This window comes from Catellatospora sichuanensis (assembly GCF_007483665.1).
Taxonomy (GTDB): domain Bacteria; phylum Actinomycetota; class Actinomycetes; order Mycobacteriales; family Micromonosporaceae; genus Catellatospora; species Catellatospora sichuanensis.
Map to the genome: position 1 here is coordinate 21,280 of NZ_VIQO01000012.1, position 22,808 is coordinate 44,087.

Annotated in this window: 19 protein-coding genes and 1 pseudogene; 6 read left to right on the forward strand and 14 right to left on the reverse strand. The window is 68.1% G+C overall.

Annotation, left to right across the window (positions count from 1 at the left end; translation table 11 throughout):
- Positions 1-526: 526 nt before the first annotated feature.
- On the reverse strand, positions 527-1,240 hold the full coding sequence (locus FLL47_RS23380) for an HAD family hydrolase (RefSeq protein ID WP_144122717.1): 714 nt from the start codon (positions 1,238-1,240) through the stop codon (positions 527-529).
- A gap of 319 nt (positions 1,241-1,559) precedes the next feature.
- Between FLL47_RS23380 and FLL47_RS23385 the strand changes: the two genes are divergently transcribed.
- The gene (locus FLL47_RS23385) at positions 1,560-2,354 is read left to right on the forward strand and encodes a maleylpyruvate isomerase N-terminal domain-containing protein (RefSeq protein ID WP_144122718.1); all 795 of its coding nucleotides are present in this window, start codon (positions 1,560-1,562) and stop codon (positions 2,352-2,354) included.
- A gap of 471 nt (positions 2,355-2,825) precedes the next feature.
- On the opposite strand, the gene FLL47_RS23395 is transcribed toward FLL47_RS23385, so the two are convergent.
- Complete coding sequence (locus tag FLL47_RS23395; protein WP_144122720.1) at positions 2,826-3,782, reverse strand: sulfotransferase family protein; 957 nt, start codon at positions 3,780-3,782, stop codon at positions 2,826-2,828.
- Positions 3,783-3,997: 215 nt separating this feature from the next.
- On the opposite strand from FLL47_RS23395, the gene FLL47_RS23400 reads away from it, so the two are divergent.
- A complete protein-coding gene (locus tag FLL47_RS23400; RefSeq protein ID WP_144122721.1) occupies positions 3,998-4,615 on the forward strand; it encodes a helix-turn-helix domain-containing protein in 618 nt (205 codons plus the stop codon).
- A 68-nt stretch (positions 4,616-4,683) separates the two neighbouring features.
- On the opposite strand, the pseudogene FLL47_RS23405 reads toward FLL47_RS23400, so the two are convergent.
- A pseudogene (locus FLL47_RS23405) lies at positions 4,684-5,031 on the reverse strand (transposase); the annotation flags it as partial.
- Between the two features lie 659 nt (positions 5,032-5,690).
- On the opposite strand from FLL47_RS23405, the gene FLL47_RS23410 reads away from it, so the two are divergent.
- Complete coding sequence (locus tag FLL47_RS23410; RefSeq protein ID WP_144122723.1) at positions 5,691-6,236, forward strand: DUF7010 family protein; 546 nt, start codon at positions 5,691-5,693, stop codon at positions 6,234-6,236.
- Between the two features lie 394 nt (positions 6,237-6,630).
- On the forward strand, positions 6,631-7,434 hold the full coding sequence (locus FLL47_RS43085; protein WP_246158493.1) for a CHAP domain-containing protein: 804 nt from the start codon (positions 6,631-6,633) through the stop codon (positions 7,432-7,434).
- 359 nt (positions 7,435-7,793) lie between these two features.
- Here FLL47_RS43085 and FLL47_RS23420 read toward each other — a convergent pair whose 3' ends face one another.
- The 3 genes from FLL47_RS23420 to FLL47_RS23430 all read right to left on the reverse strand — a co-directional run bounded on the left by FLL47_RS23420 (position 7,794) and on the right by FLL47_RS23430 (position 11,695).
- Positions 7,794-8,255, reverse strand: a complete 462-nt coding sequence (locus FLL47_RS23420; RefSeq protein WP_144122724.1) for a hypothetical protein — start codon at positions 8,253-8,255, stop codon at positions 7,794-7,796.
- Between the two features lie 127 nt (positions 8,256-8,382).
- Complete coding sequence (locus FLL47_RS23425; RefSeq protein WP_144122725.1) at positions 8,383-11,409, reverse strand: putative bifunctional diguanylate cyclase/phosphodiesterase; 3,027 nt, start codon at positions 11,407-11,409, stop codon at positions 8,383-8,385.
- Positions 11,410-11,470: 61 nt separating this feature from the next.
- On the reverse strand, positions 11,471-11,695 hold the full coding sequence (locus FLL47_RS23430) for a hypothetical protein (protein WP_144122726.1): 225 nt from the start codon (positions 11,693-11,695) through the stop codon (positions 11,471-11,473).
- Positions 11,696-11,896: 201 nt separating this feature from the next.
- Between FLL47_RS23430 and FLL47_RS23435 the strand changes: the two genes are divergently transcribed.
- Positions 11,897-12,718, forward strand: a complete 822-nt coding sequence (locus FLL47_RS23435; protein ID WP_144122727.1) for a GGDEF domain-containing protein — start codon at positions 11,897-11,899, stop codon at positions 12,716-12,718.
- Positions 12,719-12,782: 64 nt separating this feature from the next.
- Here the strand turns inward: FLL47_RS23435 and FLL47_RS23440 are convergent, their stop codons facing one another.
- Positions 12,783-13,499, reverse strand: coding sequence for a hypothetical protein (locus tag FLL47_RS23440; RefSeq protein WP_144122728.1), 717 nt, complete (start codon positions 13,497-13,499; stop codon positions 12,783-12,785).
- 190 nt (positions 13,500-13,689) lie between these two features.
- Here FLL47_RS23440 and FLL47_RS23445 point away from each other — a divergent pair, with 190 nt between their 5' ends.
- Positions 13,690-16,110, forward strand: a complete 2,421-nt coding sequence (locus FLL47_RS23445; RefSeq protein WP_186315866.1) for a Xaa-Pro dipeptidyl-peptidase — start codon at positions 13,690-13,692, stop codon at positions 16,108-16,110.
- A gap of 50 nt (positions 16,111-16,160) precedes the next feature.
- On the opposite strand, the gene FLL47_RS23450 is transcribed toward FLL47_RS23445, so the two are convergent.
- From FLL47_RS23450 to FLL47_RS23480, 7 genes are all read right to left on the reverse strand, one after another.
- Positions 16,161-16,457 carry a hypothetical protein gene (locus tag FLL47_RS23450; RefSeq protein WP_144122729.1) on the reverse strand — a complete coding sequence of 99 codons (297 nt, stop codon included), beginning with the start codon at positions 16,455-16,457 and terminating at the stop codon, positions 16,161-16,163.
- Between the two features lie 180 nt (positions 16,458-16,637).
- Entirely contained in the window at positions 16,638-17,183 is a 546-nt protein-coding gene (locus FLL47_RS23455) for a CGNR zinc finger domain-containing protein (RefSeq protein ID WP_425457753.1), read from the reverse strand.
- Positions 17,184-17,318: 135 nt separating this feature from the next.
- Positions 17,319-18,428 (reverse strand): alanine racemase, encoded by a 1,110-nt coding sequence (gene alr, locus FLL47_RS23460; protein WP_144122731.1) that lies wholly within the window; start codon positions 18,426-18,428, stop codon positions 17,319-17,321.
- A 10-nt stretch (positions 18,429-18,438) separates the two neighbouring features.
- Complete coding sequence (locus FLL47_RS23465) at positions 18,439-18,870, reverse strand: rhodanese-like domain-containing protein (protein ID WP_144122732.1); 432 nt, start codon at positions 18,868-18,870, stop codon at positions 18,439-18,441.
- Positions 18,867-20,132, reverse strand: coding sequence for an ATP-grasp domain-containing protein (locus FLL47_RS23470; protein ID WP_186315867.1), 1,266 nt, complete (start codon positions 20,130-20,132; stop codon positions 18,867-18,869). Before FLL47_RS23470 ends, FLL47_RS23465 begins: the two co-directional genes overlap by 4 nt.
- 48 nt (positions 20,133-20,180) lie before the next feature.
- A complete protein-coding gene (locus FLL47_RS23475) occupies positions 20,181-21,512 on the reverse strand; it encodes an MFS transporter (RefSeq protein ID WP_186315868.1) in 1,332 nt (443 codons plus the stop codon).
- A 56-nt stretch (positions 21,513-21,568) separates the two neighbouring features.
- A complete protein-coding gene (locus tag FLL47_RS23480; protein ID WP_144122735.1) occupies positions 21,569-22,801 on the reverse strand; it encodes an ATP-grasp domain-containing protein in 1,233 nt (410 codons plus the stop codon).
- Positions 22,802-22,808: the final 7 nt, after the last annotated feature.

The following is a 22,808-nucleotide window of genomic DNA, read 5'->3' on the forward strand; positions in this document are numbered from 1 at the left end:
ATTCGGCATGGTCAGCCACATTGACGTCACGGCCCGGCAGCGGCTGTGGGTGGCCGTCCTCGCAATACAACGCTCCGCCGCCGCGGTGGGCGATGCGGGCCAGCAGCCGCCGCGCCGGACGCGGCGCCACGAGCCGGCCAGCTCCCCCACGGGCACGAGAACCCAGCCGGCCATCTCGCCATCCGGTGCCAGCTGGAAGCGGTCGGTGTCATCTGCGGTCAGGATCCCGCCGTCGAAGACGAACATCAGGCTGCCGTCCCAAGGCGACCGTGGCTGGGTCCAGTCGACGCACAGCAGGTCACCGACGGATAGCACGGCGCCGAGCTCCTCGGCACTCTCCGCTGGCACGCCCGCCGCGGGGACTCGCCGGGCTCCAGCGCACCGCCGGAATCTCCGCGGTGTCCTCATACGCCGGGCGCACCACCAGCACCCGACCGGACCCGTCGCGAAACCAGCGCACCGGCCGCGGCACGGACCCGGGTGAGTCCGGCGAGGTGGGCCGGGGCCGGCGACACCTCGGCGGTCATCAGCTGTCGGCCGGTAGGCCGCGGTGCCCGTCGAGGTTGATCCCAGGTCCAGCCGGATGGGCGTAGGACAGGGATGGGCGAACGTCCACGACGTCCATACCCGCGGCTTGCGCCGCACGGACGCCGATGGCCGAGTCTTCGAACACCAGGCACCGCGCAGGCGCCGCCTCGAGTCTGGCCGCCGCGGCCAAAAAGATCGCCGGGTCGGGCTTGCCGATGCCGACGTCGTCGAAGCTGACCACCGTGTCGAACAGCTCATACAGGCCGGTGCCGTGCAGGCCGGCGAGCACAACGTCGCGCTCGGCTCCGGTCGCCACCGCGCACCGCAGTCCACGCGCGCGGGCTTGCACGGCGACCGCGCGCACGGGTTCGAAGACCCGCACCTGCCCTGCGCGGGCGGCCAGACGGGTCCGGGTCTCGGCGAAGATGTCCTCGACCGGCACGGACAGGGTGCGGCCGTGTTCGCGTTCCCACTGGCGCAGTCGTTCGGGAGTACGGGTGCCGCGAGCGGCGGTGTACCACTGCCAGGTGATCTCGACCTGGCACCACTGCCGCAGCACCTCGGCAAGGACGACGTAGTTCAACGGCTGCGAGTCCACGAGCGTGCCGTCCCAATCGAACAACACCGAGTCATAGCTGTCCCAGTCCACCTCGAACGCGGACTCGGATGGCATGCGGGGTGCTGGCGTGTGCTCGCCGTGGGTCTCCGTCACCTGCTGATCCTACGGCTGGCGGCCCGGTGTTCGACGCATTGGATCACCCGCTGCCGCAGTACTGTCCGCGACTACGAGCGCCACGCCGCGATGGTCCAGTGGGCCATGGTCATCGTCATGACCCGACGACCGGCCCGCCCGCTACCACCGCGCACGCCGACTCAAGACCAAACCCCGCACCGGCTGACCTCGCTATCTAACGGGCGCTGAGGAAGGCGCCCGCGCGCCATCCAACGGCACGTATCAGTGCGGAGGCACCCGCCGCATCGGCTGTGAAAATCGCTGTCCAGTTGTCGGAGCACATTGATAGAAAGCCGGGGTGCACAAACTTCTCACGTTCTCTGATCATCTGCGGCTGATTGACGAACGGTCGACCGCCTTCCGCGCCGCGGTCGCCGCGGCGCCCACCCTCGACCTGCAGGTGCCGAACCATCCCGAGCGGACGCTGTTCGACCTCGTGCAACACGCCGGTATGGGCCGCCGCAAAACAGCCGCCATCATCGCTGCAGGGCCGGCTGACGCTCCCCCAGAGAAGTCTGCTTGGGAGACCGGCACGGGCGCGCCGCGGGAACGCGAGGCTCTTTTGGCCTGGTGGACCGAGTCCGTCGAGCAGCTGACGAGCACGCTGCGCGAGGCCGGCCCGGACCGCGGTTGTTGGACGTGGTGGGGTGACTCGCAGTCACCGCAAACGTCCGGTGCATGGGCTCGGCGCCAAGTTCCCGAGATCGCGGTGCACACCTATGATGTCCAGCTCACCGTGGGGACCCCGGAGCCGCTACCAGACGAGGTCGCCCTCGACGGTTTCGACGATTGCCAGTTCACCCTCTGCTCGACGGATGTCGCCTGGCCGCACGAACCCGCCGTCGTCGATTACTACGCCACCGAGGGCCGCTCTTGGCGTCTTCGGCTGTCCGGCGACGGCGCATGGGCCGCCCGTCTCGGCGCGCCGACTGCCAGCGAGGACCCGGACACGGCCGACGCCTCCGCCCGGGGCACGGCCAGTGACCTGGTCCTGTTCTTTTACGGCCGCATACCGCCGGAATCGCCGAAGCTGGAGCTGGACGGCGACCGTCGCATCTTCCACCAGCTCATCGCCTGGGACCCGTCCGTGTGACAATCGACGACACGCCACCTCGTGCGCCCGGAGGCCGAGGCCGCAGCGGCGACGGCCCCGCAAGGGCGTTCACTTGGGCCCGTGGTGCTCCCGAGACCTTTTCGAGCACGTCGCTGCGCAGCAGGGCACGGTCCTGGCAGCCGACGACGAAGGGGTCCGATGGTGACCGCCGCCGTCGACCGTTCTACCTGGCCACGAGTGTCGCCGTACCTGCACTGCCGGGCACCGGTGCTGCATGACAACGACGGCACCCCGATACACGCGAACCTGTCCTACGTGTGTCGCGACCCGTGGGGCCAGATAGGCACGACCCATGCGACGCCCGACCCTGCACCGACCCGCCGGTGACGACAATCCACGCCCCGGCGGCCATGCTGCCGCCGGAACGCCGGAAGGGTCGAGTCACTTGGCGCCTTCGCCGTTGGCTTTCTTGCCTGCCATGTCCCCTTCCCTGGCGGAGAGCCAGAGCCGTCACTCATATCCCATGGCCGGGATGACCTTGCCAAGTGCTTCTTCGATCAACTTGCGGGTTGCGTCGTCGAATTGGTCGTTGCGGTGAGTCAGCTTGTGCGACTGAAACGACGAAGGTGTGGCGAAATCGTCGACGCCGAGCCGTTCGAACAGGGCGCGGCGCTGCCCGGGCCAGTCGGCTGCGAGATCTTCTGCTTTCACCTCGATGTATCGCCTGCCCGTCAGGTCGACCGTGTTCCTCCAGGTGAGCCATCGGTGGTAGACCGGCTTGAGGTAGGCGAGCGCGCCGTCGACGGTGGGTGGTGCCCATGGCTGGGCCAGGTGGGATGCGAGCACTGAGACCGGATGACGCTTGATGTGCACGATGGTCGCTTCGGGGACCAGTTCCCAGAGGAACTCCATGCTCAGCAGGTTGAACGGTGTCTTCTCGCACCAGGTCGGCTTGCCCGCGTCGGCGGCTGCTCCGCCGAACAAGGTGTCGATCAGGCCGCGCAGGATGGCGAGCAGTTCGCCCCGGTCGCTGAAATACCTGGGAACTACCCGCCGGCGGCTCAGCGGTACGAACGGCCCGGCGGGTCGGTCGGCGTTCCCGAAGCCTTCCGCGGGCGCAGGTTCGTCGAAGGTGCCTGCGATCAGCTGCGGCCAGAGCTGTTGCACCGCGTCCCGGTAGCGCTGCTCGCCGACCAGCTCGGGAACGGTTTTGCCGCGATCATCGCGCCGGCCGGGCATTCGCACGGTGAGGAAGTCGCTCAGCCGGTGCAGGGCGTCCTCACCGACGTCGGGGTCGTATCGATCGGTGAGCGCGTCGGTCAGGTCCCGTAGGCCACCCGGGTCGATGAGGAACTTGGTCTCCATGGGAATCCGATGTATCAGCGGATGTTCACCGATGATGTTGGCGATCCGTGATGTTCCCGAACGACCGGTGCCGGCAACGAAGATCGGTGAGGGGGACGACATGGCGAGCAGTTAAACCCTCATCCTGGGGCCTGTACAAGCCATTTATCGCCCGCCACCCGCTGCTGCGCGCCGGACCCATACCCGCCGCGGCGAGTGCGTGCCGGACGGCTGCCTCCAACAAGCGAGCAACGAGTTATCCGAGCTTCCTAAGTGCCTGTCGAAGAACCGAGCCGCCCGGTGCGCGGACCCGGTCGGGTCTGTCGTAGCATCCGACCGTGGACGTCGTCGGCCGTACGCTTGAGCCTGCGGTCTTACTCGCCTTGAATCACTGGCCGCGATACAAGCACACGCAACCTCAGCCTCAGGTCGATCTCACGGCCCTGCCGCCGTTCTTCGACGGCCTGCTGCGTGAACTGCCCTGGTGGAACCCGACCTGGCGCATCATCCATGTCGAACCCGCCTATCCGCACGAGTTTCCCAGTGAGCGCGACAGGCAGCGCAACAGGTTCACGGAGGTCTCGGTGCCTGGGGTGCTCGGTGCCGACGGCACTACGGCGGCGTTCGTCGGCCGGGTGCGCTTCGAAGGCGACCGGCTGCTGCGCTTTCAAGCCAAGATCGGGGACGTCGTACTCGGATCGGCGGTAGCCGAAGCGGGCAAGCCGGAGCCCCACCCTTTCGCAGCTCTGCTCCGCGGCTTCATGGACAACCGGGATATGTCTGTCCAAGACCTGGCCTACGCAACCGAACGCGCCATGGCCACCATCGCTGCGCTCCGCCACGGCGCGCACAGTCCCCACCCGGTTATCGTCGCGGAATTGGCCCGGGCGCTGGATCTACCTGCTGGGGACCTGGCCGTGATAGCAGGAGTCGAAGCCGACGAGACACCTCCGTAGCCGACGGCGAGTTCGGTATGTAGGGCCCTACGGTCTTGCACGATGGCTGAGTGCCGTTGAAGAGCAGGTCAGGCGGGACTGGTGACGGACCGGAGGCGGCCGGCGCGTTGGTAGCGGGCCAGGCGTCGGGTCATGACGATGACCATGGCCCACTGGACCATCGCAGCGTGGTGTTCCGGGTGGCGTTCGTAGTCGCGGACGGTGCGCCGGCAGCGGGTGATCCACGACAGCGTCCGCTCGACCACCCATCTGCGGTGCAGGACCTGGAACCCGACTTGGTCGGCCAGCTTGCGCACGATCTCCACGGCCAGGCCGAGGGTATTGGTGGCCCAGTCGACGAGTTGGCCTGCATATCCGGCGTCGGCCCAGACCCTGAGTACGCCGTTGAAGCAGGTGCGCAGCGCCCACAGCAGCGCGCGGGCGGCGTCGCGGTCCTACACGGCGCCGCTGGTTACCAGCACGATTAGCCCGAAGGCACTACCTCGTGTCCGCTTGACACACCGAGACCGATTCAGATTCCCGCGCCCTTAGGGCTCGCCTGCCTGACCTGGTTCTTCAACGGGCACTAACGCGGCGCATCCCTCACCCGGATGCACTGACCTCGGCGGATCCGGATGTGTGGTGCGCTCGCCGCTACGGCCCGAGCCTTCATGCGGTGGGCGCCCTGTCCGGCGTCTGCACTACCTGGCTACTTGAGCGACGCTCACGAGGCGCTTCCAGCCCAGCGCACTTGACCGCCTGCCGCACGCGGACATTCGTTGCGCCGCACAACACCGTCACCACCGCATTAGCGCGAATCGCCACCAGCCGGTGGCGGATGCCCCGCAGCGATCTCGGATCGCTGACCTGGGTGAGGACCCGCATCAACGAGGTCGGCCCTTCGGGACACGGGCAGCCGGTGATCCCGGTCGTGGCCGAGCCATGCGACACTGACATCAGTGGTCTTCTCTGGGTGGCTGAAGCGTGAGAACACCGACCTTCCCAGCAAGAAGGCCATCTTTACAAGATCCATTCCGTGACACGACAGTGGCCTCGACCCTGAGGAAATGGCTCTGCGCGAGAAGGATGCTTTGACATGGGAGTCGAGGAGTACATCCAGGCGCTTGCTCTCGCCAACAGACACGGCTGGGCGTTTCTTGCCGCGTATGGGACCACATGGATGCTGTGCGCGTTGGCGTGGTTGCGGGCGAGCCCACGCACCGCCGCCTACATCACCCTGTTTCAGGGAGCGGTCGCGTTGCCAGGGGCACTCGCGCTGACTGCGCTCATCCCTGGGCCGCCGCGACCCGACCTCGCCGTATTCGACTCGTTGTCGGTGACCATCGCAACGGGACAGTTGCTGGGACTGCCAGTCGTGATCTTCTTCGTCATCTCGGGTCGCCACACCCTCGTTCCGCTCGTGATGGTCACCATCCTCGTGGTGCACTTCGCGCCGTACACCTGGCTCTACGGAACCCCGCTGTACGCGATGATGGGTGCAGCGATCTCGCTCTCGGCGGTGCTCCTCACTCACCGCGCCGAACGCGAGGGCGGGCCCGGTCAGGTGGTCGGCGCCAGACGGGTGTGCCTGTCGACGGGGCTGCTCATGCTCAGCGGCGCGGTGGCGGCCCTGGCTCTGTAGCCGGCTTTACGTGCGTGTCGCGCGGATGCGACCTTCGCCGACTACGCCGACCGGGCCTACACCCGCGGAGCACCCCGCGTGATGGCCGACCTGCGCAACCTCGCGATCAGCGTGCTGACCATCCACGGCCTCGACGACCCCTTGACCCCCAGGACGCGTGACCGAGTACCCATGCTCGTCACCCGCGATACAGGTCGTGATTTTGATGCCGTTGCGCTGCCGTACTCGACGAACCGGCCTGGATCGCCCTGTCGCGCGCCGCCCGCAGCTGTAGCGGGAATGTACACGGCCTGTAAGTCGTCTTCGTAGATTCGCCTCACCGTGCACATCAGCTCCATCCCCGGGGAGGCAAACCATGTCAGGGAGAGTCGGACGCGCGCTACGCGCTGTTGGCGTGTCCATCGCCATCGTGGTGTCCGGTGTCGGCATCGCTGCGACACCGGCCCAGGCGGCGTCACGCGACGGCATCTGCGACAGCGGTGAGTTCTGCTACTACTACAACAGCGACTTCGCCGGGTCGATCTCCGACCACGTCTCGTCGCAGGCCGACTACGGGGCCACCCAGCCGACGTGCTACGAGTTCAAGAGTGCCGGCAACGGCCAGGGCCAGTGCGTCAAGAACAACGCGGCGTCCGTATGGAACCGCACCGGCAGCACGATCCGCGTTTACTACAACAGCGACTTCGGTGGCACGTCACAGGACGTCGCGTCCGGCGCGAAGGTCAACCTGAACGCCTCGCTGAAGAACAACAACGCCTCGCACCAGCCTGTCTCGGCCGGTGGCGGCGGCAGCTACCCCGCCAAGGACGACTACCCTTACCGTGGGCAGACGACCGGGGTCGACCCGTGGAACTTCTACAAGGGCCAGTGCACGAGCTTCGCGGCATGGGCGGTGCGAAGCCGCCTGGGTGTCGACTTCCACAACTACTACGACGGCGTCCACTGGGGCAATGCGAACAACTGGGCCAACGCCGCCCGCAGCGCCGGCATCCCGGTGTACGGCAGCCCGAAGGCCGGTGACGTGGCGGTCCGGCTCGGCGGCACCTGGGGCCACGTCGCGTTCGTGACCAGGGTGAACTCCAACGGCACGTTCGAGGTCGACGAGTACAACTACAACGGCGGGTCGGCCTACAGCCACCGCACCGTGTCGGTGGGTACGGCCAACAGCCAGTTCTCCCAGTTCGTCCGTTTCAAGTGATCCGCGCTGGGTGCCTTTAGCACAGCATCGGTGACCCCGGACGTTCCGGCACCTGTCGCGCACGCTTACCGGCGCGGCCGTAAATGGTGCAACAGTTCGCCAACTGGGGACATGCTTTACCTCGACGACCGTCTGAAAGGCCCGCCGCTTCAGGACTGATCGACGGGCCGCCCGGATCCGCCGGCGTACGCTGGCGGATCCGGTGCCCTGCGGGAGGCGGATTTTCTCGGCCTGCAGACCGTGCCGCCCAAGGCCGTGCCGGCGAAAGGTGCCCGGCACCCGTTCGACGCCTGTGTCAATACGGCAGGATCTTTCGGTGCTCCCAGGTTCACCGCCTGCGCGATGTCTCGTTCGGGACCCTACGAGAGCGCCAGTTCAGACCGGGCCGCAGCCATGAAGGCCGAGCGCTCAGGCGTCAGGAACTCCCACAGGACATGGCTTTTTCCCGAGGGCGGTAGATCCCAGACCGCCGCCCTGATCCTGATGGTGAACGCCAGCGCGGAGTTCCGTACGGCTTCGCCGCATACGAGCTCCAATAGTCGCTGCGCGAGCCACATCTGCTGCAACAGTCCGTACGCCTCCGTGTCGTCACGGACCTGCCCGACGTGGAGCCGTTGCGCGAGCGACTCAACGGCCTGCGCAGCACCGATGAAGGCGTGCACCGCCTCGCGACGCTCGGCTCGATGGGCAGCCCGCCGGTTCGCCTCTGCCTGCTCTCGGCTCACCTTTGCGACGAAGGACTGCGCCAAGAAGGAGCCCACCGAGCCGACAACAACGCCGATCAGCGAAAACACGGCGGGTCCGACGGATGACCAGTCCATGGCTGACATTGTGGCGGATCAGTCAACTTCGCCAGACGTCGGACGAAGCGTGTGCGATGAAGCGCCCTTGCCCCGCTGCAACGGCCGACCGGACGTAACCTCCAGCACGCGACGTCCGGAGTCGGGTTCATCGGGTCTGCCATCTTCTGGCGTGTTCGGCGGTGAGTGGTTTGGAATACAGGTAGCCCTGGCCGTAGCGGCAGCCGGCGGCACGCAGCAGGTCGCGTTCCCGGGGCTGTTCGATGCCTTCGGCGACGACCTCCAGGTGCATGGTCTCGGCCAGTTTGATGATGCCGGCGACGAAGTCGGCCTGCTGGCTGGACGTGGTGATGGTGGAAATGAACACGCGGTCGAGTTTGAGGACGTCCAGTGGCATGTGGCGTAGGTAGTTCAACGCCGAGTAGCCGGTGCCGAAGTCGTCGATGGCCATGCGCACTCCGGTCCGTCGCAGTTGGCCGAGGTCATGCCAGACCTGTTCGTCGTCGGCGAGCAGCAGGCTCTCGGTGATCTCGAGCATCAGCCGGTCCGCGGGCAGTGCCGCGTCCGCGAGCGCCTGCTGTACGGCGTCGGCGAAGCCTTCGGCGTGGAACTGTCGGACGGACACGTTGACGCTGACGTAGGGTGCTGTCCGGGTGTTCGTGTGCCACGTGGCGGCGGTGTCGACGGCCTGCCGTAGCACCCAGGTGCCGATCGCGAGGATGGTGTCGGACTCCTCGGCGATGTCGATGAACTCCGCAGGTCCGAGCCGTCCCCGGGTGGGATGGTTCCACCGCACCAGTGCCTCGAACCCGACGGTGACGGCGTCGGCGAGCCGGACGATGGGCTGGTACTCCAGGAACAGTTGCCCGTCGGTTGCGGCCCGCTCCAGTTCGGAGCGCAACCGCATGCGCTGCACGGCGTGCGCTCCGAGGCTTGCGTCGTAGCGGCGCCAGCGGCCCTTGCCCTCGGCTTTGGCGGCGTACAGTGCCAGGTCCGCCTGGCGTAGCAGTTCCGTGGCGTTGGTGGCGTCGGCGGTGCAGGACACGCCGATGCTGGCCCGGCCCGGCAGCGGCCGGCCGTCGAGCGTGAACGGTCGGTCGAGCGCGGCGACGAGGTGCTGTGCGGCTGCTTCGATGCTGCTGATGTCGGGTGCGCCCTGGATGAGGACGGCGAACTCGTCGCCGCCGAGCCGGGCGGCGGTGTCGTGCGGACGCAGTGTGGCCGACAGGCGTTTCGCCACGTCGCGCAGGAGGCGGTCGCCTGTTTCGTGTCCCAGCGTGTCGTTGACGATTTTGAAGTCGTCGAGGTCGAGGAACAGCACCCCGGCGGGCAGGCCCGAACGGCGGGCCTGCTCGGTCGCCTGCTGCAACCGGGACCGGAACGCAACCCTGTTGGCCAGGCCGGTCAGTGAGTCGTGGTAGGCCAGGTAGGTCAGCCTGCGTTGCAGCCGCCGCTGCTCGGTGACGTCGCGCAGGGTGACCACGATGCCGGCGACCGCCGGTTCCGAGCTCAGGTCCTGACATACCGCCTCGGCCTGTATGCGCGCGCCGTCGCCGGCCATGACCCAGTCCGACGGCTGCGGGGTGTCGACGGTGGCGCTGCTGAGCTGATCCCGGGCGGTGTCCCGGCTCTCCGGCGCGACCAGGTCGAGCAGGGGCCGGTCGAGCGGCGTCACCGGCCCGAACAGGCAGGCGGCGGACGGGCTGGCGTACCGCACCCGCCAGCTCGCGGGCTCGACTATGAGGATCACATCCGCGGCGTTCTGTACCAGCGCTCGGAAGTACTGTTCGCTGTCACGTCGGGTTATCTCCGCGGTGAGGGTGAGGCGTTCCAGCGCCTGAGCTGCGGCCGCGGCCAGGGTCTGCATGGGCGCCTGGAGCACTTCGAGCTGCCGTCTGGATGATCGCAGGATCAGCTTGCCCAGGTCGGCGTCGGCGTGCCCGCTCTCGTCCAGGCGCAGCGGGCATAGCAGCGCGGGCGTGGCGGGCCCGGCCGGCGGGCCGATGTCCGTCTGCAGCGCGCCGCTCGCCACGATCGGCTCGCCGGGTGGGTGACGCGGGGTGAGCACGTCGTGGTGGCCGCCATCGTTGATGATCACCTGGACGGTGTGCGGGGTGTTGCCGGCCGCCAGGCGCTCGACCGCGTCTTGCAGTGCGGCGCGCACCGCCGGCACGTCGCGGGCCGAGGCCAGTCGTACGCTCGCGGCCCGCACGATCTCGGTGCGGTCGGTATGGCGGCGGTGGTCGGCGAGGAGCCCGGACAGCCGTATCGCGAACAGCAGCGCGGTGATGCCGGCGGCGACGACGATGGCCGCCGTATGCGGCACACGGCCGCGTGCCGCCTCGAACACCAGCAGGGCCTGCGGCAGCAGGCAGGCCGCCAGCAGCGACGTCTGCCGGCCGATGCACACCTCGGCGGACACCACCCGGGCCGGTCGGGTGAGAGCTGCCATCGAGGGGTGCAGCGCAGCGGTGGCCCAGCCGCCGTAACACACCAGCCAGGCGACCCTGGCCGGCCAGCTCGCCTGGCCGTGGCCATGCAGCTGCTCCGTCCCGTACGCGGTGTCCGCGACGAGCAGCCCGACCGCGCCGATACACAGCAACACCACCACGGGGCTGAACCCGTGCACGATGACCAACCGTGCCACGATCGCCAGCACCAGCAGATCCCCGACCGGATAGGCCACGATCAGCACACGCTGGAGCAGGGACAGGCCCGGGTCGAACAGGTGCGGGGAGATCAGGAAGACCCACGAGAGCAGACCCAGCCCACCGATGATGACCATGGCGTCCACCGGCAGCAACGGCACGCGCGTTCGGGCCGCGCTGCGCGAGAGCCCGAGCATCCCGGCGACCAGCGGCGGGTACATCCCGAGATAGAAGACATCCGCCACCGACGGGTACGGTCCGCCGACCCCGCCCGCATAGGTGAGCAGGTCGTATACGGCCTCCCCTGCGATCGACAGGAACACCCCGGCGGCGATCAGCAGCCAAGGCCAGGTCCGCGCCGGACGGTTGCGCCGCACCCCGACCACGATCGCCACAACACTGATCAATCCGAGCAAGGCCCAGATGATGTCGGCCGGCCGGTCCGGCACCCTGAACACCGCCACCGAGCCGGCGAGCCATACCAGCGTGTAGACCATCAGCGGCATGGTCAACACCCGCCTCGCCATCCGCCCAGCCGACCCGCAATCGGATAGGCACCGGCCACCACCTCGGGAAACACTCAGATGATCATAACTTGGCCGTATCGCATCGCGGGCCACTTCCGTCACGGTTGCGCACGACTCTGACGACCATGGCGAGCGCCCCCGTCACCGCGCCGCCGAACACGTGAATCGTGCCGGTGTCGTGGCCGTAGGTGACGGCCTCGTCGAGCGAACCCCCCGCTGCAGTGCCGGCGCCGGAACCCTCGGGTGCGACGGACCGCCAATGAGCGAGGATGTCCGTCACGCTCAAGCTGCGATGGACAGGCCCAGAGGTTCGCGGGTCTTGTCGCTCCACGCTTTGATCGCCAGGTCCGACGGATGATCCTGCCGTCGGGCCGGCCGCGTACGACGAGGCACTCTGTCCGGCCCGCGATGAGCAGTTCGGGCATGACCCTGGCGACGTGCCCAGATCCGGCCGTCCACAGCCGCCACGCACCGCAGGCATCGACCGTTGTACGTACGTGGCACCCTGGGCGGCCCCTCGCCGCCACCACCACCGACCGGCCCGAACGCCGCGGCGCGCCGACCCGCCGCTGCCGACGCCGCCGAGAAGGAGGCGCACTCCTCGATGTCGAACATCCTGACCACACTGACGCTCGTGACGCTGGCCGCGGGAACCGCGCTGATCATCTGCCGGCTCACCGGCTCACGCCTGCGACGGCGGCTGCTCGCCCGGCTGTGGCACGCGGTGCACGTCGACGCGCTCACCGGCCTGCCCAACCGGGCGGGTGCGCTGGACGAACTGGGCCGCCGGTACGCAGACCACCGGCCGCTGAGCCTCGGCTTCGCCGACCTCGACCAGTTCAAAGCCCTCAACGACACCCACGGCCACGAGGTCGGCGACCGGGCGCTGCAGCACATCGCGCTCGTGCTGCGCACGCACCTGCCGGACATGTTCGCCGCCCGCGTCCACGGCGACGAGTTCGTGTTCGCCTGGCATGCGCTGCTGACCGACGCCCTGGCCCACGCCTGGCACGTACGGCACCTCGTCAGCGCACACCCGCTGCGGCTGCCCGACGGCGAGCTGATCGAACTGCGCATGTCCATCGGCGTCGCCGAGCGCAGCCTGACCGGAGACCTGCAGCTGCTGATGCACCATGCCGACCTGGCCATGCACGACGCGAAGACCAGCGACAGCGGCTGCGCCCCCTACAACCCGCAGCATCACGCCACCGCGGTGACACCCCGGCCGGCACTGCGCGTACGCGAACGCCGCCACATGCCGGCCCCGGCGCCGAGCAGCTCACCGAAGACGCCGACCGATGCCACCTGAGCGGTGGTGATCGGTGAACTGGTGCGGCGGTTCCACTCCTGGCAGACCGCCGTGCGACGGCCGGTCAGGCGGCCAGGAACCGGTGCGGTTGGAAGACGCAGATGTTGGCCTCGCCCTGGGCGTTGCCGTCGGTGATCTCGACGAACACCCCGTAGGTCTCACCCGGGGCCAGCTCGACCGGCAGGTCGACGAACCCCTTGTTCAGGCCCGCCAGGGGCTCGATGCCGCGGGCACGCCGGATGTAGATGTTGTCCCACCACAGCAGCTTCTGCGTGTCGAACTCGCTTAACGATGCGGCCCTGGCCAGCCGGTACACGTAGTAGGCGTCCGGGCCGCCGAACTCAGCCAGGGTCGACCAGCTGGTCAGGGTGTACGCCATCCGGTCGCGGTTGGCGAGGTAGCTGTCGACGATCGCGCGCGACGGCGCGCTGCGCTGCTCGCGCGAGCGGGTCAGCACGTCACCGTCCTTGGTCGTCACCTCGATCGTGTACGTGCCCTCGGCCAGGAACCCGGCCGGGACGTTGAGCATGTACCAGTGGTAGTCCAGCGACGGGTCGTAGATCCACCCGTCGCGGTTGACGTTGGTGAACATCTGGTTCGTGAACGCGACCCCGTAGCCACCCGGCCCGCGAGCCACGATGCTGTCGATCTGGTCCGGCACCGGCGTATCGGACGGGAAGAAGGAGACCAGGAACTTGTGCTGCTCCTTGGGCAGCCCCACGCTGTCTTCGAAATCCCAGTACACGTCGCAGGCCATGATGTCGTAGATCCGCACCGTCATCAGCCGAGTATTCGACCTGGTGGATGTACCGCGCATCGGCGAAACCACCGGCCACCGCCCCTTTGTCGCGTGGTCGCGGCAACCGGCGGTCGAGCAACGCTTGAATCGCCATCGTCGATCTGCGAATATCGACGATCATCGCGCTATACCGACGTTCGGCGACTATCCGACACCCCTGGAAGGAAGCCACATGCGGTTCCCCCACCGCGTAACGCTCACTCTTGCGCTGCTCACCGCCACCCTGCCGGTGCCGACCGCCGGTGCGAGCGCGGCGGCCCCGCCTCAAGCCGCGCTCGCCCAGATCGAGGAGCGGGTCTACGTCGAGTCCAGTGTGGACTCCAACGGCGACGGACGGCTCGACCGGATCGCCATAGACATCGCCCGGCCGTCGGCAGGCGGACCGGTCCCCGTCGTGTTCGAGCAGAGTCCGTACCGCAACGGCCTGGTCAACGCCGCCAACCACGGCGTGAACGTCAGCGCCCTGCCGCAGGAGAGCCTGTTCCCACTGACCGCGGGCGCACCGTCCACGGCCGGGCCGGGCGTCAACGTCGCCCGGCCGGTGCCGGACCTGCCTGACTGGTACGACGACTACTTCGTGCCCAAGGGATACGCGGTCGTGCTCGGCCACAGCCTCGGCACCGGCGACTCGGAAGGCTGCCCGACCAGCGGAGACATGCAGGAGACGCTGGCCACCACCGCGGTCGTGGACTGGCTCAACGGTCGCGCCCGCGGCTTCAGCGCATCGGGTGCCCAGGTGACGGCATCCTGGAGCACCGGCAACGTCGGCATGATCGGTATCTCGTACAACGGCACGCTGCCGAACATGGCCGCCGCCACCGGCGTCGCCGGGCTCAAGGCGATCGTGCCGATCTCGGCGATCTCCAGCTGGTACGACTACTACCGGGCCAACGGGCTCGTCGTGGCCCCCGGTGGATACCAGGGCGAGGACGCCGACGTACTGGCCCGCGCCGTGGTCGACCGGACCGGCTGCACGAGCCGGATCAACCAGATCGAGACCGACCAGGACCGGGTCACCGGAGACTGGAAGCAGTTCTGGGCCGACCGGGACTACGTCGGCAAGGCCAACCGGGTCACCGCAGGCGTGTTCGTCATCCACGGCCAGTCCGACTGGAACGTCAAGGGCCAGCACTACGCGCAGTGGTGGGACGCGCTGCGGGCCAACAACGTGCCGCGCAAGATCTGGCTGCACAACGGCGGCCACGGTACGACTTCGCGCACGGACTACAGGGCCACGGTCGAGCGCTGGTTCGAATACTTCCTCAAGGGGATCGACAACGGCATCCTCACCGGGCCCCGGGCCGAGGTGCAGTTCAAAGACGGCACCTGGCGCCAGTACGCAGACTGGCCCAACCCCGGCGCCGCCGAGGCGGTGTTCAAGCTCGACGCGACCTCCGCCACCGCACCCGGCGGGCTGAGCCTCGGCACGCCCACCGGCACCGCGGCGCAGCCGTTCACCGACAACGGGCGGACCAGCACGGCCACGACACTGGTCGCGAACCCGGACAGCGCGAACGGCAACCGGCTGGTATACCGGACCGGCAATCTGGCCTCCCCGGTCACGCTGACCGGCTCGCCCAGGGTCTCGCTCCGGCTCGCCGTCACCAACCGCAACGACGCCAACGTGACCGCGCTGCTGGTCGACTACGGCGGCACGGGCACCAGCACCACGCCCGTGATCGTCACCCGCGGCTGGATCGACCCGCAGAACCGCAACAGTCGCGCCACCAGCGAGAAGGTCGTGCAGGGCACGGAGTACACGCTGAATTTCGCCATGCAGCCCAAGGACTACGTGTTCGCGGCCGGCCACCGGATCGGCCTCGTGGTGATCTCCACCGACTACGACTACACGCTGCGCCCGCCGGCCGGTGCCGTGCTGCGGCTCAACCCGGTCGCCAGCACCCTCACGATCGCGCAGACAGGCCTGTCCAGCGGCAACGACTACACGATCTCGGTATCGCCGGCAGCGGGTGCGACCAACCCGGGCGGCACGGTCAGCGCGACGGTCGCCACGGCGGTGACCAGTGGCTCCGGGCAGAGCGTGGCGTTGTCGGCGTCTGGACTGCCGACGGGGGTGACCGCGTCGTTCAACCCGTCGACCGTGACGGCGGGCGGCAGCTCCGCGCTGACCCTGAGCACCACCACGTCGGTCACGCCTGGCACGTACCCGATCACCGTCACCGGAACGGGCACCGGCGCCACCCGCACCACGGTCTACTCGCTCACGGTCAACGGGGCCGGTGGCTGCAAGGCGACCAACGCGGCTGATGTGGCGATCCCGGACGCGGGGGCCGCGGTGGACAGCACGATCACCTTCAGCGGCTGCCCGGGGACGGCCTCGGCGTCGTCGACGGCGGAGGTGCACATCGTCCACCCGTACCGCGGTGACCTCGTGGTCAGCCTGGTCGCACCGGACGGGTCGAGCTACTCGCTGAGCAACCGCTCCGGCGGCAGCGCCGACGACATCCACCAGACCTTCACGGTCAACCTGTCCGGCGAGACCGCCAACGGCACGTGGCGGTTGCGCGTACAGGACGTGGCCGCCGCAGACGTCGGCCGGATCGACACCTGGACGCTGACCCTCGGCCCGTGAACACCGTCGCAACCCCGCGCTGACCGCCCTCGGCGGTCAGCGCGGACGTGTCAGCAGTTGGCGTTGACGGCCGGGATCCAGCCGTCCTGTCCGGGCGCCTCCGCGCCGTGTCCATAGATCCACACGCTGTAGCCGTCGTCGATGGCCTGGCCGTGCCAGCGGAAGCCGCGTCCGCCGGACAGGGTGCGTAGGACGAAACCGTGGGGATCGGTACGCAGCCACGTGTTCTGGTTGAGGTTGCACACGAAGCCGGGCGCGTCACTGGCCATTGCCGGTGCGCCGGCCACGGTCGCGCCGGCGAGGATGACGACCGCGGCCGTCATGGTGTGGAGGAGTCTGCGCTTCACGCCTGTCCTTCCGTCGGGAGACCCGATGGTTCTGATCATGGTCTAGACGAGTATGGGCATCCTGAAGGAACTCGACAACCCGAAGAGTGCGCCAGAACACCCATCGTGCGGGTCCGGCTGGTCGGTCCGCATCGCGAACCTGGACTCCGCCGACGTCGCCGACGCGAATTCTTGAGCACACTACTGCTGCTGACGCCGAAGGGCGGCCTTGCGAGCGCGGTACGCGGCGACAGAGCTCCGGTTGCCGCAGCCTGCGTCGCAGAAGCGCCGCGAGCGGTTCCTGGACAGGTCCACCACGACGTCGTCGCATCCGGGATATTCACAGACGCGCAGGCGGCTGAGCTCCCCATTGGTCACGAGCTTGGCGAACGCCATGGCCGCCGCCACGGCCATCCGGCCTGCCAGCCGCTCGTGCGAGGGTGTTGCGTAAAGCTGATATGTCTGTTCGTGGCGGACGAGTCGTGGCGAGGCGCCGTAATCACACAGTAGGCCATTGATAATCTCGACGGCCTCGTCCTCGGAGGCGGCCCAGACGCGGCGCAGCCGGGACCGTAGTGTCTGGACGGCCCGCAACTCGGCTCTGCTGTGGTCATGTCGGCCGGTCCAGCCCCACTTCTGCACGAACTCCTCGAGCGCGGCCGGGTCAGGAAGCCGCTCCCGGTCCTCGGTGTTGATCAGGGCTGCGGTCGCGATCAGCACCGCCTCTGTGTCCTGAACGAGACGCACTGTCAACTCCTGGTCGGTGGATGGATAAGGAGCGGGCTCGGCGGGGGGCAGGCTGCCACCGCGCCCGGAGCGTCGGGGTTCGCTGGTCGGCGTGCTGGAATATCCATGCTCTTCCTTGAATACCGGTTTGCGTTCTCAGACGTAGCTTCGGCGGATTCGCGCGCGTCCGCCGAAGTTCGCCACGATCTCGTAGCTGACCGTGCCCAGGACCGTCGCCCAGTCGTCTGCGGTGGGCTCGCCTCGGTCTCCGGGGCCGAGCAGGGTGACCACGTCACCGGCCACGACCGGATCATCTCCGCAGTCCACGACGAACTGGTCCATGGACACCCGTCCGGCGATCGTCCGGCGTACGCTGCCGAACCACGCCAGGGGCGTGTTGCCGGCGGCCCGTGGTATCCCGTCGGCGTAGCCGAGCGGTATCACTGCGAGGGTCGTCGGGCTAGGTGTCACATACGTGTGTCCGTAGGAGACGCCGCAGCCTGCCGGCACCTTCTTGGCGAACGCCACCCTGGCGCGGACCGTCATCGCGGGGCGCAGCCCGAAGTCGCGTCCGGGCATGGGCCGCAGGCCGTACACGGCGCTGCCGGCGCGGACCAGGTCGAAGTGCGATTCGGGCAGCGTCAGGGCGGCGGCCGAGTTAGCGATGTGTCGCAGAGCCGGTCGGAGGCCGGCCGCGGCGAGGATGTCGACCGCCTCGGCGAATGCCGTCAGCTGGCGAGCGTTCGTCGCGTGGTCGGGCTGGTCGGCGTGCACGAAATGGCTCCATACGCCGACCACCTCGACAAGGCCGTCAGCCTGGGCCTTCGCGGATGCTTCGACCAGTTGCAGCCAGTCCTCCACCCGAGCACCACCGCGTCCCAGGCCGGTGTCGACTTTGAGATGCAGGCCGGCCGGTCGGCCGGCAACGGCCGCCGCGGCGCACACTTCATCGAGCTCGGCCAGGGAGCCGGCAGACAGTTCCACGCCGGCAGCGAGGGCCTCGGCTCGTGGCATGCCAGGGGCGACGAGCCAGGCTAGCGTCGGAGCCGTGATGCCGGCGGCCCGCAGCTGCAGTGCTTCGGCGATGGTGGCGACACCGAGGCGGCTGGCCCCGCCGTCCAGCGCCGCCCGGGCCGACTCGACCGCTCCGTGGCCGTATCCGTCGCCCTTCACGACCGCCATCACCTGGGCCGTGGTGGCGGCCGTGAGCTGGGCGACGTTGTGGCGGATGGCGTCGAGGTCGATGGATATCGAGGCTTGCCACATCGGCTCGCCGTCACTGCCCCGCCGGGTCGGAGCAGCGGGTCGGATAGCCTGCGCGCTTCCAGTACTCGATGCCACCGATCATCTCCTTGACCCGGAAGCCCTGCCCGGCGAGTTTGGCCGCGCCGATGGTCCCGCCGTTGCAGCCCGGGCCCCAGCCATAGGTGACGTAGACCAGGGCCGGGTCGAGGTCCGCCATGGCCGCGACCGTCATCTCGTCGTGGGGGAAGTGCCGTGCCCCGGTGATGTGCTCAGCGTCGAAAGCCGCGGCACGGCGTGTGTCGATCACTACGAAGCCGCCGGCTCCGGCTGCGAGATCGTGCTGTACGTCGTAGGGGTCGGTCTCGCAGCGCAGCTTCATCGTGTAGAAGTACTCCACTGCGGCCGAAGGCTCGGCGGGAGGATTTCCCAGGATCCTGGAGTCCGGAACGGCCGTGTTGTTCATGCGTTGCTCCCGTGGGTGTAGGTGATCGGCTGGTAGTCCGCGAGGCGTTCGAAGTCGCGGTACAGCGCTTCGTAGTCGGTGTTCCAGACCAGGAAGGTGCCGGCGTTGTCGGACAGCGACGAGCCCTGGCCGATGACGTCGCCTGGACGTACCTTCCACGCCATCGAGAATTCACTCTCGATGGCGGGCTCGACGAGGGTGTCGACGATGCCCTGCTTCTTCGGCATCACGCCGTCGAAGCAGTAGACCTGCTGGTCGACGGGGTACGGGTGGGACTTGAGTCCGGCCTCGAGCTCCAGCGCGAGGTTGACCAGTGCCACCCCGTAGTGCTGTTGCATCGCGGCGAGACCCGCCAGGCCCTTGAATCGGGCGGCAACCTCGAGAAACACCAGTTCGTCCTCGGCGGTGAGGAACAGCTCCAGGTGGGAGGCACCATCCGGCCAGCCCAGCGCCGCGAGTGCGGATTCGCCGAAGGCGAGCATCCTGGCGACCCTCGGGTCGGCGTCGATCAGGTTGATGTCGACGTTGACCCGGCCGTTCTGTACCTCGGTGGAGTTGACGAGGTATTCGGTGACGCCCCCGAACACGGCCCGTCGGTCTTTGGAGACGAAGTTGACGCTGTACATCGTCCCGAGGATGAACTCCTCGTACTCGTAGTGCCGGCCGAGTTCGGCGGGGACTGCGGCGTAGTCCTCCCAGGAGCTGATCTTGAAGACCCCGTCGGCGGAGTTGCCGTCGACCGGCTTGAGGATGAAGGGCAGTCCGACCGCGTCGGTGATCGCACGGAAGTATTCCGCCGGGTTCGCCTGCGCCGCCTCGATGTCGTAGCGGCCGAACGCCGGGGCGCGCACGCCTGCGGCGATAAGCTTCTCCTTCATCAGGCACTTGTCCCGGAAGGGCAGGATCGCGTCGTATCGTGGGCCGGCGAGTCCGAAGTGGGCGCGCAGCTCGGCGGCGAGCAGGAGGTTTCGTTCATCGAAGCTGTGCAGTGAGAGTTCCGTGGTTGCCGGGTCACGCAGCAGGCCTTCGATCAGTTCGCATGCGGCCTGGAAGTCGACAAGCGAGCATTCCGCCGGGGTCGGGTTCGCTTTACCGCAGGGGATCACGTGGACCTGCTCGAGGTAGTCGCGCTGGCCCTGTGTGATGTTCTCCGCGTCGAACTCCGAGAAGATCCCGATGAAGCGGGTGTTTTCCGCGTCCACCAGCAGATCGTGGCGGAACGCGCCGAATCCTCGCGTTGAGATCACGACTATCGTCTTCATTGCGCCTCCTATGGGCATGTCAGTCCAGATTCATGGGTTTGCGGTCAGTCACGCGGCAGCGAGCTGTCGATCATCGATCAGGGGTGCCGCAGAAGATGTGCGGGCAGTGATCATCCGCTCCAGCAGCAGCACCATGGGCACGGCGACCGCAGTCACCGCGAGCAGGAACAGCAGCGGCAGGACCGCACCGCGGGCGAGCAGGAACGTGAACAGGGCGGGGGCGGTGATCTGGCCGAACGTCCAGGAGAGCTGGTAGATGGCCAGGTAACGCCCTTGCGTGTGCTCGGCGGCCAGGGAGACGCTGAGGCTGTCGATCGGCGGGGACCAGACGGTCTCGCCGATGGTGAGCACGAACATCGCCAGGAACAGGCCCGGGACCACGGTCCACGCCGGTGCGATGTCCATCAGCGCGAACAGGCCGAATGCCACGGCGTTGAGCAGACACGCGACGAGCAGGACCCGCGTGGTCCGGTAGCGGTCGAGTCGCTTGCTTACTGCGGTCTGGGTCAGCGACACCTGGACGGCGGCCAGGACGAGCAGCGCTCCGGCGATCCATGGGCCGCGGTTCAGACCTTCCACGATGTAGATCGCCAGGAGCACGTTGATGAGCAGCGCGCCGAAGACGAAGGTGAGGTTGATGGCGACCAGCAGCAGGTATCGGGTGTCGCGCAGCACGGCTGCGTAGCCGGCCCGCGGGTTGGGTTCGGTGGGTATGCCGGGCGGGGGGCTGTCCGCAGCGGCGGTGTCCCTGCGGCCGGCGGCCGCTTCCGGTCGCCAGCTCATCAGCAGCAGCGCGGCAAGAAGGCAACTGGCCGCGTTTCCCAAGACGATGCCGTCCAGGCCTGCGGCGCTGCCCACGACCAGCCACGCGGATCCCAGCGCGCCGCCCAGGCCCATAGCCGCGTTGCGCAGGGCGTGGACGAACCCGAACCACCGGGTGCGGTCCTGCTTGGGGGAGGCCAGGACGATCAGTGCGCTGGAGCAGGTCCAGTAGGTGGTCTGGCCGATCTGGACCAGCAGGACCACGGCCACGAGTTGGCCCACTGATTCGACGAAGAGGAAGCCGGTGAAGCCCAAAGCGCAGACGATGTTGCCGGCGGCGGCCACTGTCCGGGCGCCCCACCGGTCCAGCAGCGGCCCGACGACCAACGCGGTGGGGACGGCCAGCAGCCGGGCCATCGTCATGGCACCGCCGATGGCGGGTAGCGTCAGCGTGGTCGTCTTCACGAAGTAGATGAGGATGAAGACGGTGACGAGCCCGGTGCCGAGGCTGTCGATGCCGGTGGCGAAGACGAACTTCGTGTGGCCGGTCAGCGGTGGAATGCCGAGTTTCGAGAGCAGGCCCGCAGGTGGAGCCGTGGAGGCGGGTGCAGAGGTCATGCCGGTCGGAGCGTCCTTTGTACGAAGGGCTGTGGCGAGGGCGTGCCGTGGATCCCTCAGGTTCCGGACGCGACTGTGCTGATGCGGATCCTGGCGATGAGCGTGTCGCAGAGCTCGATTGCCGTGGTCGTGTCGGCGGCGGTGGTCAAGATCTGACCGATGCGGTCGAAGTTGTCCGCCAGTACCGGCACATCGCCGCCCTCTTGGACGCTGATGTCGACGTCGAGCACGCCGGGGTGGTCGCGGACCTCTTCCGCTCCCTTGATGGAGACGACCGTGCCCGGTTCGGCCAGCAGGAAGCGGGTCGCCGCGGCGCATCGGGCGTGGGGCCGTTCCGTCAGTTCCGGGAGCAGGCGGAACGGCCAGCCGACGGCGTAGCTCTCCATGTCGAACCCGGACACCTGTTCGACCAGGTCCATGACCCGGTCGCCCGGGGCCCGGTTCTGGGACTCGACGATCCGAGGGCCTTTCGTGGACATCTTGACCTCGGTGCAGGCGATCCCGTCCCGCAGCCCCATGCAGCCGAGGAACTTCTCCACATGTGTGACCAGGGCCGCTTCGGCGTCCGGGGTCAGGCGAGCGGGCTCCGCGTGGCCCATCTCCACGACGCCCGCGGAAAGCTTCTCGGTGATGCCGACGATGATGTGCCGGCCGGCGAACGAGAACGACTCGACGCTGTACTCCGGACCGTCGATGTACTCCTCCACGATGAAGCGGTCGACCGGGTAGACCCTTTCCACCTCCCGGTCGGCGCGGCCGCGCAGTCCCTGCGCCGTACGCCAGACCTCGTCGATCCGCTCCGGGCCGTCGACGATCATCACGCCGAGACTTCCCGCGGCGTCGACCGGCTTCACCACGATCGGAAAGCCGTGGCGTTCGCCGAAGGCCCGCAGCTGGTCCGCGCTGTCGACGGCCTGCGCCGCGACAACCTCTGTGCCGGTGGCGGCCAGATGCTCGCGCATCGCCAGTTTGTTCTTGAACAGGTGAGAGACGGCGTAGGAGGTGCCACCCAACGCGAACATGTCGTTGATCCGGCCGACGAGTTCCATCGCCCGCTCGGCCAGCGAGACGACCTGGGTGAAGCCCCAGATTTTCTGCGCGGCGGCGACGAGGGGTTCGGCGATGGACCAGTCGGTGTAGTCGGCCAGCAGGACGGCGTCGGCGACGGCCGCGCCTGCGGAGACATGTAGTTCCTGCTGCTGCAGGTAGACGACACGCAAGCCGAGGTCCTTGGCCTTGCGTACGGTGTCCAGCCGGCCACCGATGATCAAAATGGTGTCCACGTTCATGAGCCTC

Excerpts from the sequence above, each read along its gene's own strand:
- FLL47_RS23395 (WP_144122720.1), bottom strand. The coding sequence starts at position 3,782 with ATGTCGTCCCCCTCACCGATCTTCGTTGCCGGCACCGGTCGTTCGGGA.
- FLL47_RS23410 (WP_144122723.1), top strand. The coding sequence starts at position 5,691 with ATGGGAGTCGAGGAGTACATCCAGGCGCTTGCTCTCGCCAACAGACAC.
- FLL47_RS23420 (WP_144122724.1), bottom strand. The coding sequence starts at position 8,255 with ATGGACTGGTCATCCGTCGGACCCGCCGTGTTTTCGCTGATCGGCGTT.
- FLL47_RS23425 (WP_144122725.1), bottom strand. The coding sequence starts at position 11,409 with ATGGCGAGGCGGGTGTTGACCATGCCGCTGATGGTCTACACGCTGGTA.
- FLL47_RS23440 (WP_144122728.1), bottom strand. The coding sequence starts at position 13,499 with ATGACGGTGCGGATCTACGACATCATGGCCTGCGACGTGTACTGGGAT.
- FLL47_RS23445 (WP_186315866.1), top strand. The coding sequence starts at position 13,690 with ATGCGGTTCCCCCACCGCGTAACGCTCACTCTTGCGCTGCTCACCGCC.
- alr (WP_144122731.1), bottom strand. The coding sequence starts at position 18,428 with ATGTGGCAAGCCTCGATATCCATCGACCTCGACGCCATCCGCCACAAC.
- FLL47_RS23465 (WP_144122732.1), bottom strand. The coding sequence starts at position 18,870 with ATGAACAACACGGCCGTTCCGGACTCCAGGATCCTGGGAAATCCTCCC.
- FLL47_RS23470 (WP_186315867.1), bottom strand. The coding sequence starts at position 20,132 with ATGAAGACGATAGTCGTGATCTCAACGCGAGGATTCGGCGCGTTCCGC.
- FLL47_RS23475 (WP_186315868.1), bottom strand. The coding sequence starts at position 21,512 with ATGACCTCTGCACCCGCCTCCACGGCTCCACCTGCGGGCCTGCTCTCG.
- FLL47_RS23480 (WP_144122735.1), bottom strand. The coding sequence starts at position 22,801 with ATGAACGTGGACACCATTTTGATCATCGGTGGCCGGCTGGACACCGTA.